Genomic DNA, 12,218 nt, shown 5'->3' on the forward strand with positions numbered 1-12,218 from the left:
TACAGATGCCCTATCGAAATGATGACGGAAATGATGTCCAAGCATCATGAGAGTCCATCCCTAACTCAATAGCCGGGTGTTGCACTCAGCCTCTGAAACCGCCTATATATATTTATGCAGTGCTGGCCTTTGGATTCAAACGGGTCATTCAGTTCACTCTTCGATCGGCAATGCCTTGATCAGCCGTGGGGGTGCCCAGAGTGAGTTATTGCCCACCCGGTCGATAACGCAATAAGTCACTTCCAGGCGTTGTTCTTCGCCGCCTTCGATGATCAACGCAGGGGGGATGACCAGATCGATCGGATCGCCGACGTCCTCGGCGATCAGGGGGGGCAGGTCCATGCGCAGATCGCCCCAGCGCACGGTGATCTCGTCGTGAACGGCCATGTTCAGATAAGGCTCGATGGTCATCGGCAAGCCCCCTTCCAGATGCCGGCGCGAGAGTCCGCGACGGATCACCGAGGGTGCGACGTAGAGCGGTGCCAGGCCCTGGTTTTCTTCCGTGTGGGCACTGATCAGATTCCCGCCGGGGGCGTTCAGCTTGACCCACAGCTTGCGGCACGGCGAGGTCAGGGGTGTTCCGCCTATTTTCATGACCCGGTAGTAGGTCCGTGCCTTGCCGTTTTGAAGAAAGCTTTCGGGTACACGTAGGACAATGGTTTTGTCGATGTCGGAAGCCTTTAGAATTTTTGACGCGACGTAACAGCCGTCCCAGAACAGCTCGATCAGATCGCCCTCGTCCATGTTGGTGTACGGCTCGACATGAACCGTGAGTTGAGAGGCGATCCTCACGCCTATGCCATGACGGCTGGCCTGCGGTATGGAAGGCGTTTGCAGCTCCTGATGGGCTGCTTTGCAAGTGACATGACTCATGTTCGGGTGCTCCTGATAATCAATAATTAAAGTAAAGAATCGTCATAAGTTGTCATGTTTGTGTAATAAGAAGCGCAGTTCAGACAGCACGATAAGTACCTTAAATATCCAGGCTATGGCAAACATTACAATCGGTAGACTATTTGTGCTTGAAACTTTCAGATCTCGCTAAATGGGTGGTTAGTGTGAGCTAATGGGCTTTGCGAGCACTTGTCAATATGAAGGTGGCGGTTATCAGTAATTTACTTAAAAAACGGATATGTCCTACACGGTATATTTGGAACTGTTTACCGTTCGGCAAACTATTGTCCTACCACAAAGTATCAACGGCAAAAGCCGGTTACCGGTGGGAAAGGAATCAGGAGAGGGGATTAGGTCAAGTGCGGTGGCTGCAGGTCAGCCAGCCACACGCCGGGCGCGATAACTGAGCTCGGCTTGTCTTATTAATTCGATGAATATTCGGAAATTTGCGCAGGAATTAAACAAGGATCTTGAACGATCGAGGCGCTATGAAGTGTAAGAAAAAAGCAGCGCCCTGGATGGACGCTGCTTTTGGGTGTGTGCGTAAACGATCAGGAGCGTGTGCGTTCGAGAAACTGCCTTGTACGTTCTTCCTGAGGGTTGGCAAAAAGCGCCTTGGCTTCGCCTTGCTCGACGATGACCCCCTTGTCGATGAAAATCACCCGATTGGCGACCTCTCGTGCAAAGCTCATTTCGTGAGTGACGATCACCATCGTACGGTTCTCTTCAGCCAGGGCGCGGATCGTTGTCAGCACTTCGCCGACCAGTTCCGGGTCCAGTGCCGAGGTTGGCTCGTCGAACAGGATCACCTGCGGCTCCATCGCCAGCGCCCTTGCAATCGCCACGCGCTGCTGCTGCCCGCCCGAGAGACGACGCGGATAGGCGTCTTCCTTGCCGGTCAGGCCGACCTTGGCGAGCAGCTCCCTGCCCAGCGCCTCGGCGGCTTCACGAGCTACCTTTTTGACCACCACCGGCCCTTCAATGATATTTTCCAGCGCGGTGCGATGTGGAAACAGGTTGAAGTTCTGAAAGACGAACCCCACCTGCTGGCGCAACTGGCGGATCAGCCCTTGTTGCTGGCCTATGGAGCGGGTGCCATCGATCTCGATGTCACCCATCTTGATTCTGCCGCTGGTGGGTGTTTCAAGCAGGTTCAGGCAGCGCAACAGGGTGGTCTTGCCCGAGCCGCTCGGGCCGATGATCGCGACGACTTCTCCGGCTTCGATACGCAGATCAATGCCCTTGAGCACTTGAATTCCTTGGTGAGTTTTTCAACGACTATCATGCGTCAGGTCTCCAGATCGTGCCGGTTGACCCTGGCTTCCAGCTTGTTTTGCAGGTGCGAGAGCGCCGTGGCAAGGATCCAGTAGATCAGTGCGGCGGCCAGGTACATGGTGAAAATTTCGAAGGTACGCGCGGTGATCAACTGCGCCTGGCGGAACAGCTCCGGCACCTGAATGGTGGCCGCCAATGCGGTGTCCTTGACCAGCGAGATGAAACTGTTGCCCAGCGGCGGCAAGGCTGTGCGTGCTGCCTGCGGCAGGATTGCACGGCGCATGGTCTGCCAGCGGGTCATGCCGATACTGGCGGCGGCTTCCCACTGCCCACGTTCCACGGAGCCTATGGCTGCGCGCAGAATCTCGCAGGCGTAGGCGGCCATGTTCAGCGAAAAACCGATCAGCGCTGCGCTCAGCGGCTCAAGCTGGATGCCCAGTTCCGGCAGGCCGTAATAAATCACGAACAGCTGAACCAGCAACGGCGTACCGCGAAAGAACGACACGTAGATGCGGGCTATCCAGTTCACCAGCTTGAAGCGCGACAGGCGCATCAGTGCCAGGCCGAAGCCCAGCAGCAATCCGAAAAACATACCGCCCAGGCTGAGGAAGACTGTGTAGTACGCGCCCTTGAGCAGAAAGGGCGCTGAGTCCAGCGCGAGCTGAAGGCTCTCTTCGATCATTTGGTGACGTCAGCGTTGAAGTACTTTTTCGACAGCTTTTCCAGGGTGCCGTCGGCACGCAGTTTGTCGATTGCCTTGTCGATGGCAGCCAGCAGCTCCGGCTCGCCTTTGCGCAGGGCAATGCCCGACTCCTGACGAGAGAACGCTTCGCCGGCAGGTGCAAGTTCTCGTTTTGTGTTTTTGGTCTTGGCTGCGATTTCCAGGGCTGCCAGACGATCAACCAGGATTGCATCGATACGGCCTACACTCAGGTCCTGGATTTTGGTTGGGTCATCTTCATAGGTCTTTATTTCGGCGCCCGGAACGTTTGCCTTCAACCACTGTTCGTAGTTGGTGCCCAGACCCACGCCAACCTTCTTGCCGCTCAGGTCTTTGGCAGACTTGATGGTGTCTGCGTTCTTCTTCAGCACCAGCGCCTGGATGCCGGAAATGGTGTAGGGCTCAGAGAAGTCGTACTTTTTCTTACGCTCGTCGGAGATGGTCACCTGGTTGATCACCACGTCCAGACGCTTGGAGTCCAGAGCGGCAAGAATACCGTCCCATTTCGATGGCTGAATCTTGGCCTTCACACCCAGTTCCTTGGCCAGCGCTTCGGAAAACTCGACTTCAAAACCGGTCAGTTTGCCGTTTTCATCGACGAAGCTGAACGGCGGGTAAGTGCCTTCAAGGCCCACATTCAGCGTGCCGCTATCCTTGATTTTCTGCAGTTGCTCGCCAGCCATGGCTTGCCCGGCGATACCGGCACTGAGCATCAAGCCCATTGCCGAGAAAAGAAACGTACGACGAATAGCGGAAATGTTCATGCGAGCCCCTTGTTGGTATGGAAGTGTCTGGCCATTTTCTGACCCGACTCAAGCAACTTCGTGCTGATTATTCAGCTTTTTTTCAGGCAGTTACGTCAAGCGTCAGACCAGATGTCATCGTTTGCCGGGCGCGACTATATAGCCATCTTCTTATGAGGAAAAATAACTTAAAAAGTTATTTTTCCTCCAAAAAGGCATAAAAAACGCGCCGGCTGATGGGTCAGTGATCGAAGGCATCCGGGTAGGCGAACAACGCAGGCGCGCCACCGGTGTGCAGGAATATCAGCGGCCCGTCGTCGAAGCGTTGACGGCCGATACCGTCCAGCAGGCCGGACATGGCCTTGCCGGTATAGACCGGGTCCAACAACAGGCCTTCGTGGCTGGCCACCAGCTTGATCGCGGCCAGCGTACCGGCGTTGGGCTCGCCATAGCGCGGGGCGAAATATTCATCCCACAGTTCGACCTTGAAGTGGTCCGGCAGGGCGATATCGAGCAGTTGCGCCGTGCGCTCGGCAAGGCCTTGTACTTTGGGCAGTTGCGCTTCTTCACTGCGCGACACGGTCACGCCGACCACCGGCAACTGCGGCAGCTCATTAGCCAGCGCCAACGCCAGGCCGCTGTGCGTACCCGCACTGCCCGATGCCAGCACCACGGCCGCAAAGTCGATGCCGGTCTGTTTGATCTGCTCGGCCAGTTCCAGCCCGGCGCGTACATACCCCAGCGCACCCACCGGGCTTGAGCCACCGATAGGCACCAGGTACGGCTTTTTGCCGCTGGAGCGCAGGCGGGCAGCCAAGGCATGCAGCTGGTCGTCGGCGTTATCGAGGCTTTCGACCAGCTCTACCTTGGCATCGAACAGTTCCAGCAGCAGGCGGTTGCCGTTTTTCAGGTAACTCGGGTCTTCGGTGCCGATGGGGTTTTCCAGCAGGGCCACGCAGCCCAGACCCAGCCGCGCAGCCAGGGCGGCCGTCTGGCGTACATGGTTGGACTGGATCGCACCGGCCGTGATCAGCGTGTCGGCACCCTGAGCCAGCGCGTCGGCGGCCAGGTATTCAAGCTTGCGCACCTTGTTGCCGCCCAGCGCGAGCGTGGTGGTGTCATCACGCTTAATGTAGATATCGCGATCTGCCCAGAGCGACAGGCGCTCAAGCTTTTCCAGAGCCGTCGGCGCGCTGATCAAGTCCAGGCGATTGAAGCGGGCAAGCTGATTTTTGATCATGGTGATGGATGAGCCGTGTAAAGAATCACCGGACTATAAGCAGACGTTTCCCACACGGCAACTTATCTGTGCTTACAGACGACTCGGAATATACCTATGGAAATTGTTGTTTTTTTCGTCTGAATGTTTGCCGTAGAGTGGCATGAACAGCGGCCAGCTTTGTCGGTCGTTACCCTCGCATCAAGGAGAGTCCAGCGTGAGCGATATTCCACAAGCCCCTGCCGATGGTCGCTCCAGCCACTGGCAGTTGCAGCGTATCGTCAGTCAATTACGCGGCGCGCGCGAAGACTGGCGGGCGCGCAACCGTCGGGTCAGCGGCGAGCACGGCGGGCGCGAGTTGCCTTCGCGTGCCGCCATGGGCGAAATCCTTGAAGCGCTGAGCGGGGCGTTGTTCCCGATGCGGCTTGGCCCGGTGGACCTGCGTGAAGAAAGCGAAGACTTCTACGTGGGTCATACGCTGGATGTGGCGCTCAATGCCTTGCTGGCCCAGGCCCGCCTGGAACTGCGCTATGTGGCCCACCAGCAGGGCGCGGACCTCAAGGGTATCAACGCCCATGCGCTCGAGCTGATTCAGGGTTTCGCCACGGCACTGCCGGCCATTCGCCTGTTGTTGGACACCGACGTGCTGGCGGCTTATCACGGCGACCCGGCGGCCCGCAGTGTCGATGAAGTGCTGCTCTGCTACCCCGGCATTCTGGCGGTGATTCATCATCGCCTGGCGCATCATCTGTACCGCGCCGGCTTGCCGTTGCTGGCGCGCATCAGCTCGGAAATCGCCCACTCGGCGACCGGCATCGACATTCACCCCGGCGCGCAGATCGGGCCGAGCTTCTTTATCGATCACGGGACGGGCGTGGTGATTGGCGAAACCGCAATCATCGGCGAGCGCGTGCGCATTTATCAGGCTGTTACGCTTGGGGCCAAGCGCTTCCCGGCAGACGAGGACGGCCAGTTGCAGAAAGGCCATCCGCGCCATCCTATTGTTGAAAACGATGTGGTGATCTACGCCGGTGCAACCATTCTGGGCCGCATCACCATTGGCCAGGGCTCGACCATCGGCGGTAATGTCTGGCTGACCCGTAGCGTACCGGCAGGCTGCAACCTGACTCAGGCCAACCTGCTGCAACAGGATGATTGCAGCAAGAAGTGAAGTTGCCCCGTTATCAGATCACCTTCACCGCCCGGCCGATGAACTGAATCGGGCCGGTCGGTTTGCCGATTGGCGAGCCGGTGGAGGTCTCCAGGGTCAGCTCGAACAACTGATTGGCTTGCAACGGCGGCAGCTTGTCCAGTGCAATGCTCAGACTTTGCCCCGGTTTGACCAGCCCGAGCGAAACCGGGCCTTGCCAGTCGTCGCCCTTGGTCCAGAACTCCAGCGCCTTGTCGGCCGGGACTTCAACCACGCCCAGCGGAATAAGCTGTATCTGCTGTGAGTTGCTGGCTTGCACGACCCAGCCGGGCGCTTTGTCCTGCGGCCCGACGAGCACCACCATGTAGGATGGCTGCGCCGGTGCGCGGGTCAGCAGGGTCATGCCCAGCACCAGCGATGCGGCCAGCCCTGCTCCGGCCAGGCCGCGCCAGACCGATAGATTGTCCCACCAGCGCATGCGCGGGCGTTGTGCCGGTCTGGCCGACTCGGTCATGTCCGGCAGGTTGCGCTCGATGCGCTCCCACAGGCCGGGCGATGGCGTGACGGGGTCGGCCAGTTCGGTCAGGGGCAACAGGCGTTGCTCCCAGGCGTCGATGGCCGCCTGCAAGTCTGGCTCGCGGAGCAGGCGACGCTGCACGTCGAGCCTTTCCTGCGCTGACAGGGTGCCGAGTACATACTCGCCAGCCAGGTCATGAATGTTGTCGTCTATAGGCCGGTTCATCCCATGCACTCCCGCAAAGCCGTCAGGCTGCGCTTGATCCAGGCTTTGACCGTACCCAATGGCGCGCCGATCTTGTGCGCGATTTCCTGATGCGAATAGCCGTCTACGTAAGCGTGAAAAATACAGTTTCGGCGTACCTGCTCGAGTTGCTCCATGCATGAAGTCATCCGTCCTGGATTGACCCGCCAATCGAAAGCATCCCCGGTTTCCTGCCAGCCTTCCAGGGTTGCCTGTTCGTGATGATCGTCGCTGCCGTCGTCCTCGACACGCACTTCGCGTGCCGTGTTGCGCAGGGTGTTCAGCGCAAGGTGGCGAGTCACGCTGAATATCCAGCCCGCGCGACGCGTCGAAGCTGGCCGCGTGGGTCCAGATTTTCAGGAAGGCGTCATGCACGATGTCTTCGGCCAGTGCGTTGTCACGTACCAGGCGCTGGGCGACGCCGAGCAACCGGGCGCTTTCCTGTAGATAGAGACGCTGCAAGGCCTGTTTCTCACCGCGAGCGCAGGCCTGCAACGTAGCTTCGTAATCAAAGAGAGATTCGTGCGAGGACAAGATGATCCGCCATCAATGGAAGACTAACTGCCTCGCGGGTATCACGAGGCTCCCGCGCAGCAGCATAGCTCACCAGCCGCGCGGTCACCCGGTTAATAATGGCGATCAGCTGGCGCTCCAGAACAGGTAGTCAGCCTGATACTTGACCACTTCTTTGGCGCCCTTGTTGCTCTCTGCGCAGGCTTTGGCCGGTGCAACGCCACCTTTCAACGCCACGCGCTGAATGTAGGTCACGCCGGTCATCGCGCCCTTGCCTTCAGCCGGGTTGGCCTTGACCAGTTGATACGGCAGGTTGCCAGCGCTCGATGGGGCCACAGCAACCTGAGTGCCGGTCACTTTGGAGCCGTCTTTGGCTTCCCAGGTGGCAGGCGGGCCGTAGTAAGTGCCGACCTGTTTGCCGCTTTTGTCATTGAGTACGGCCTTGGGACCAACGAACGCCCATTCCATTTCGCTGGGCATGTTGGCTTTGGCGCGGCACTCGTAGGTGATTTCGCCCACCCCGGTGGTCGTCATGCTGACTTTGTTGCCAGCCGGCACGTGGACGCTTTCAGGCAGGTCGGTCTGAGCCAGGGCCACGGACGACAGGCAAGTGAAGGCCAAAGTGCTACCTGCAAGGCAGAGCAAACGTTTTGCGTTCATGCAGAAATCTCCAGATTGTTTAACCGCGCTCAGCAACTCGAAGTGGCTGCTGAATGTACTACCCGCGAGAAAGCCATCTGGATGCAGTGATTTGAAAATATTTTTTCAGTGCCGGCTGAAACGGCTGCGCAGCAGCACAATACCGGCTACCGCCGCGAGCCCCGAGCCGATCAGCACGCCGACTTTGACTTCGTCGATCAGGTGCTGCGAACCGGGGAAGGCCAGGTTGCCGATGAACAGGCTCATGGTGAAGCCGATGCCACACAGAATCGCCACGCCGTACAACTGCACCCAGTTGCTACCCTCCGGCAGCACGGCGAGCCCGGCACGGATGGCCAGCACTGCGGCGAGAAACACGCCGATCTGCTTGCCCACGAACAGGCCCAATGCAACGCCCAGCGGCACCGGGTCGATCAGGTTTGCCAGGGTGATGCCGGAAAGTGATACGCCGGCATTGGCAAAGCCGAAGATCGGCACCACGGCAAACGCGACCCAGTAATGCATCTTTTCTTCAAGAAACAGCAGCGGCGAGCGTGCTTCTTCCTCAGGCTTACCCATCGGGATGCACAGCGCCAGCGCGACACCGGCCAGCGTCGCGTGCACGCCCGACTGCAGGACGAAGAACCACAGCAGCGCACCGAGCAGCAAATACGGCAGCAGACGACGGATGTTCAGGCGGTTCAGCGCGATCAACACGGCGAGGGTTACGAACGCAGCGGCCAGCATCGGCAGATTAAGCCCGGAGCTGTAGAAAAACGCGATGATGGTCACGGCCCCCAGGTCATCGAGAATCGCCAGCGCGGCCAGAAAGACTTTCAGCGAAGTCGGCACGCGATTGCCCAAAAGCGACAGCACGCCGAGGGCGAAGGCGATGTCGGTGGCCGCCGGGATCGCCCAGCCGCTCAAGGTCTGCGGGTTGCCCCAGTTGATCGCGATGTAGATAAGCGCGGGCACCAGCATGCCGCCAAGGGCTGCAAAGCCGGGCAGGGCGCGTTGCCCCCAGGTTGCCAGGCCACCGGCCAGTACTTCGCGCTTGATTTCCAGGCCGACCATTAGAAAGAAGATCGCCATCAGCCCGTCGTTGATCCACAGCTCGACCGACAGCCCCAGCCAGACGCTGTGCAGCGTCGAGAAGTAGCCCGCGGACAAGGGCGAGTTGGCGACGATCAGTGCGGCCAGCGCTGCGGCCATCAGCACAATACCGCCCGCTGATTCGGAGGCGAGAAAACGGGTCAGAATGGCAACACCACGGGGCGTTTCCCGGTTCGGGACTTGAGTCATGGTCTTCCTTGAAAACAACGCTGTTTTATTCTGAGGTGCCAGAACGCGATCACTGGCCCGTGGCACTGAGCTCAATGAGGCAGCAACGACTGACGCGGGGTGATTGCAGTTCGATTTCCAGCAAACCGCCGGGATTATCCACCAGCGCGCAGTCGTGTTTGCCAATAATTTCCCAAGGCTGGCTGTTCACGCTGATCGCCACCTGTTCGGCCATGCTGAACAGGACGAAAGTGCTGGCCGAACTGAACAGACGCTGGGGATGACGAACGTCGATCCAGTGCAGGCGCGCCGTGTAACGGTGTGCAGCATAGATCAGATTGAAGTCGCGAATCGGACCGTCCAGCAGGGTGCAGCTGACGTCGCTGTCACCACTGAATGCAAACGGATCGGAAGGCAGCAGCGGGCGACTGGCCACACCGTCCACCTCCAGGGTCATGCCCGCGCCCTGCAATACGGTAATGATGCGTTGATAACCGGTAAATATCGAGAAGCCGCCTGAGGTGTCGATGTCGGCAATCGACAGTCGCCAGCCGAAGCCGTCGAGGTCCTGGCCTGCGTCGCGTGCGATTTCTTCAGTGCTGCCGCCGCCGTTTTTCCATGGCATACGTGGGTAGTCGGCGGCGCGCAGCAGGCGGGTCTGGCTCATTTGGTAAAGCGTCCTTCGAGGCGATGGCGGGAGCCGGGGTGAATCAGGCGCGCGGCAGTGACGGGCTGGCGACCCGACCAGGTACGGCGGCGAATCAGCAGGCAGGGCTCTCCGGCATCGATCTGCAAAAGTTTGCACTCATCGGCTTCGGCGAGGATCGCCTCGACCACATGCTCGCCTTCGGTGAGCGGCGCGACCTGGGAGAGATAGGCGTAAGGCGTTTGCAGGGTGAAGTCCTGCTTGAGATAGTCCGGCGCGACCTGGGCGTTCACGAAGCGGTCTTCGATCTGCACCGGGATGTCGTTCTCAAAATGTACGATCAGCGAATGGAAGACCCGCTGGCCTTCGCGCATGTCCAGTGCCAGCGCGCGTTCCGAGCCTGCGGCTTCTTCTTTGAGCACCATCACCTTGCAGGTGTGGCGATGGCCGCGCGCAGCGATCTCGTCGGCAATGTTGTGCACTTCAAACAGCGCCGACTGGCTTTTGGGTTCGGCTACAAAGGTGCCGACGCCCTGCATGCGCACCAGCAAACCCTCGGCCGTCAGCTCGCGCAGGGCGCGGTTGATGGTCATGCGGCTGAAGCCCAACTGCGTCACCAGCTCGCTTTCCGACGGTACACGGTGGTGCGGCGGCCAGGTGCCGTTCTGGATCTGCAGGGCGATCATGTGTTTGACGCGGGCGTACAAGGGTGCGGGACTTTCGCCCATCTGGGCTGCCAGGGAAGAAGCGGCGGGCGGAGTCGACACGAGTGAGTCCTTGTTTTCAAAATGACGTTTTGACGAAGATTCAGACGCCGGAGAGCGCCACGCTAACCATTAACCTGCTGCTCGGCAAGCGTGCCGAAGGTTTACCGGCTCCGTAAACGTCTGTATATGTATATACAAATTACAGTGATGGGGTGTGAAGTCAATGTCAGCCTTCTTTGCCGAACGTGCGCTACTTCCCGACGGTTGGGCCAGCAATGTGCGTCTGGAGGTCAGCCAGGAAGGTCTATTGACCCGCGTCGAGGCCAATGCCGATCGGCAGGGTGCCGAGATCGTCAGCGGGCCGCTGCTGCCCGGCATGCCGAACCTGCATTCCCACGCGTTCCAGCGGGCGATGGCCGGGCTGGCGGAAGTGGCGGGCAACCCCAACGACAGTTTCTGGACGTGGCGCGACCTCATGTACCGGCTGGTCGGGCGCATCAGCCCGCAGCAACTGGGCGTCATTGCCCGACAGCTGTACATCGAGATGCTCAAGGGCGGTTATACCTCGGTCGCCGAATTTCATTACGTGCATCAGGACATGGACGGCAAACCCTACGCAGATCCTGCCGAACTGGCCGTGCAGATCAGCCAGGCGGCGAGTTCGGTCGGCATCGGCCTGACCTTGCTGCCGGTGCTTTACAGCCACTCGGGGTTTGGCGGGCAGATACCCAACGAAGGGCAGCGCCGGTTTATCCACAGCAGCGACAGCTATCTGGATTTACAGGCACTCCTGCGACCGGTGCTGGCGGCTCAGCCAGCGCAGCAGTTGGGGCTGTGCTTCCATTCGCTGCGTGCGGTAACTCCACAGCAGATCAGTGAAGTGCTGGCGGCCAGCGACCCGCAATGCCCAGTGCATATTCATATTGCCGAGCAGCAGAAAGAGGTCGATGACTGCCTGAGCTGGAGCGGGCGACGTCCGCTGCAATGGTTTTATGAAAATACCCCTGTGGATAACCGCTGGTGCCTGGTCCACGCGACCCACGCCGACGCGGATGAAGTGCAACTGATGGCGCAAAGTGGCGCGGTGGCTGGATTGTGCCTGACCACCGAAGCGAACCTTGGCGACGGGATCTTTCCGGCGGTGGACTACATCGCGCAGGGTGGCCGTTGGGGGATTGGTTCGGACAGTCACGTCTCGCTCAGTGTGGTCGAGGAGCTGCGCTGGCTGGAATACGGCCAGCGTCTACGCGATCAACGCCGTAACCGGCTGTATCGCAGCGATCAGCCGATGGTTGGCCGCACCCTCTATGACGCCGCGCTGGCAGGCGGCGCGCAGGCGCTGGGTCAGCAGGTTGGTGCACTGCAAGCAGGGCAGCGCGCCGACTGGCTGGTGCTGGATGGCAACGACCCCTACATCGCCACCGCCTCGGGTGATGCAATCCTCAACCGCTGGCTGTTCGCGGGCAGCGACCGGCAGATTCGCGACGTGGCGGTGAATGGACGCTGGGTCATACGCGAAGGCCGACATGCCGCAGAAGAGCAAAGCAGTCGAGCGTTTGCACAGGTGCTGAGGGAATTGCTGGGCTGATGCAACAGAGGACGCGGAGCGTCCAGAACGGCATGCGACGCAGAGCGTCGCACGATAGTTGAGATTATCGTTCCTCACGCTC

The 12,218-nt window shown here is 59.6% G+C and carries 11 protein-coding genes and 2 pseudogenes; 2 read left to right on the top strand and 11 right to left on the bottom strand.

The genetic code is table 11. The features are described 5' to 3' along the window. Positions 1 to 153 precede the first annotated feature (153 nt). The 5 genes and pseudogenes from DW49_RS0119745 to DW49_RS0119765 all read right to left on the bottom strand — a co-directional run bounded on the left by DW49_RS0119745 (position 154) and on the right by DW49_RS0119765 (position 4,873). Entirely contained in the window at positions 154 to 873 is a 720-nt protein-coding gene (locus tag DW49_RS0119745) for a hypothetical protein (RefSeq protein ID WP_005621316.1), read from the bottom strand. A gap of 572 nt (positions 874 to 1,445) precedes the next feature. After that, a pseudogene (gene tcyN, locus DW49_RS0119750) lies at positions 1,446 to 2,179 on the bottom strand (L-cystine ABC transporter ATP-binding protein TcyN). A gap of 3 nt (positions 2,180 to 2,182) precedes the next feature. Continuing rightward, a complete protein-coding gene (tcyL, locus tag DW49_RS0119755; RefSeq protein ID WP_003381368.1) occupies positions 2,183 to 2,851 on the bottom strand; it encodes a cystine ABC transporter permease in 669 nt (222 codons plus the stop codon). Then, positions 2,848 to 3,654 (bottom strand): cystine ABC transporter substrate-binding protein, encoded by an 807-nt coding sequence (tcyJ, locus tag DW49_RS0119760; RefSeq protein WP_005621312.1) that lies wholly within the window; start codon positions 3,652 to 3,654, stop codon positions 2,848 to 2,850. Before tcyJ ends, tcyL begins: the two co-directional genes overlap by 4 nt. A 220-nt stretch (positions 3,655 to 3,874) precedes the next feature. Then, complete coding sequence (locus DW49_RS0119765) at positions 3,875 to 4,873, bottom strand: D-cysteine desulfhydrase (RefSeq protein ID WP_005621310.1); 999 nt, start codon at positions 4,871 to 4,873, stop codon at positions 3,875 to 3,877. 196 nt (positions 4,874 to 5,069) lie between these two features. On the opposite strand from DW49_RS0119765, the gene epsC reads away from it, so the two are divergent. Then, positions 5,070 to 6,023, top strand: coding sequence for a serine O-acetyltransferase EpsC (gene epsC, locus DW49_RS0119770; protein WP_005621308.1), 954 nt, complete (start codon positions 5,070 to 5,072; stop codon positions 6,021 to 6,023). 13 nt (positions 6,024 to 6,036) lie between these two features. On the opposite strand, the gene DW49_RS0119775 is transcribed toward epsC, so the two are convergent. From DW49_RS0119775 to hutC, 6 genes and pseudogenes are all read right to left on the bottom strand, one after another. After that, on the bottom strand, positions 6,037 to 6,744 hold the full coding sequence (locus tag DW49_RS0119775) for an anti-sigma factor (protein WP_005621306.1): 708 nt from the start codon (positions 6,742 to 6,744) through the stop codon (positions 6,037 to 6,039). Then, positions 6,741 to 7,296, bottom strand: a pseudogene (locus tag DW49_RS01000000128620) (sigma-70 family RNA polymerase sigma factor). Before DW49_RS01000000128620 ends, DW49_RS0119775 begins: the two are co-directional and overlap by 4 nt. A gap of 105 nt (positions 7,297 to 7,401) precedes the next feature. Further along, complete coding sequence (locus DW49_RS0119785; protein ID WP_005621302.1) at positions 7,402 to 7,935, bottom strand: DUF3455 domain-containing protein; 534 nt, start codon at positions 7,933 to 7,935, stop codon at positions 7,402 to 7,404. 105 nt (positions 7,936 to 8,040) lie between these two features. Beyond that, positions 8,041 to 9,216, bottom strand: coding sequence for a Na+/H+ antiporter NhaA (gene nhaA, locus DW49_RS0119790; protein WP_005621300.1), 1,176 nt, complete (start codon positions 9,214 to 9,216; stop codon positions 8,041 to 8,043). Between the two features lie 49 nt (positions 9,217 to 9,265). Continuing rightward, complete coding sequence (locus tag DW49_RS0119795; RefSeq protein ID WP_005621298.1) at positions 9,266 to 9,862, bottom strand: HutD/Ves family protein; 597 nt, start codon at positions 9,860 to 9,862, stop codon at positions 9,266 to 9,268. Then, positions 9,859 to 10,569 (bottom strand): histidine utilization repressor, encoded by a 711-nt coding sequence (gene hutC, locus DW49_RS0119800; protein ID WP_005621296.1) that lies wholly within the window; start codon positions 10,567 to 10,569, stop codon positions 9,859 to 9,861. Before hutC ends, DW49_RS0119795 begins: the two co-directional genes overlap by 4 nt. Positions 10,570 to 10,771: 202 nt before the next feature. Between hutC and DW49_RS0119805 the strand changes: the two genes are divergently transcribed. Then, positions 10,772 to 12,136: a formimidoylglutamate deiminase gene (locus DW49_RS0119805; RefSeq protein WP_024421008.1), complete on the top strand. Its 1,365-nt coding sequence runs from the start codon at positions 10,772 to 10,774 to the stop codon at positions 12,134 to 12,136. Positions 12,137 to 12,218 lie beyond the last annotated feature (82 nt).

Source organism: Pseudomonas avellanae BPIC 631 (assembly GCF_000444135.1).
GTDB classification, from domain to species: Bacteria; Pseudomonadota; Gammaproteobacteria; order Pseudomonadales; family Pseudomonadaceae; genus Aquipseudomonas; species Aquipseudomonas avellanae.

What these genes read in the sequence shown, in the direction of transcription:
- DW49_RS0119745 (WP_005621316.1), bottom strand. Translation starts at nt 873, where the DNA reads ATGAGTCATGTCACTTGCAAAGCAGCCCATCAGGAGCTGCAAACGCCT.
- tcyL (WP_003381368.1), bottom strand. Translation starts at nt 2,851, where the DNA reads ATGATCGAAGAGAGCCTTCAGCTCGCGCTGGACTCAGCGCCCTTTCTG.
- tcyJ (WP_005621312.1), bottom strand. Translation starts at nt 3,654, where the DNA reads ATGAACATTTCCGCTATTCGTCGTACGTTTCTTTTCTCGGCAATGGGC.
- DW49_RS0119765 (WP_005621310.1), bottom strand. Translation starts at nt 4,873, where the DNA reads ATGATCAAAAATCAGCTTGCCCGCTTCAATCGCCTGGACTTGATCAGC.
- DW49_RS0119775 (WP_005621306.1), bottom strand. Translation starts at nt 6,744, where the DNA reads ATGAACCGGCCTATAGACGACAACATTCATGACCTGGCTGGCGAGTAT.
- DW49_RS0119785 (WP_005621302.1), bottom strand. Translation starts at nt 7,935, where the DNA reads ATGAACGCAAAACGTTTGCTCTGCCTTGCAGGTAGCACTTTGGCCTTC.
- nhaA (WP_005621300.1), bottom strand. Translation starts at nt 9,216, where the DNA reads ATGACTCAAGTCCCGAACCGGGAAACGCCCCGTGGTGTTGCCATTCTG.
- DW49_RS0119795 (WP_005621298.1), bottom strand. Translation starts at nt 9,862, where the DNA reads ATGAGCCAGACCCGCCTGCTGCGCGCCGCCGACTACCCACGTATGCCA.
- hutC (WP_005621296.1), bottom strand. Translation starts at nt 10,569, where the DNA reads ATGGGCGAAAGTCCCGCACCCTTGTACGCCCGCGTCAAACACATGATC.
- DW49_RS0119805 (WP_024421008.1), top strand. Translation starts at nt 10,772, where the DNA reads ATGTCAGCCTTCTTTGCCGAACGTGCGCTACTTCCCGACGGTTGGGCC.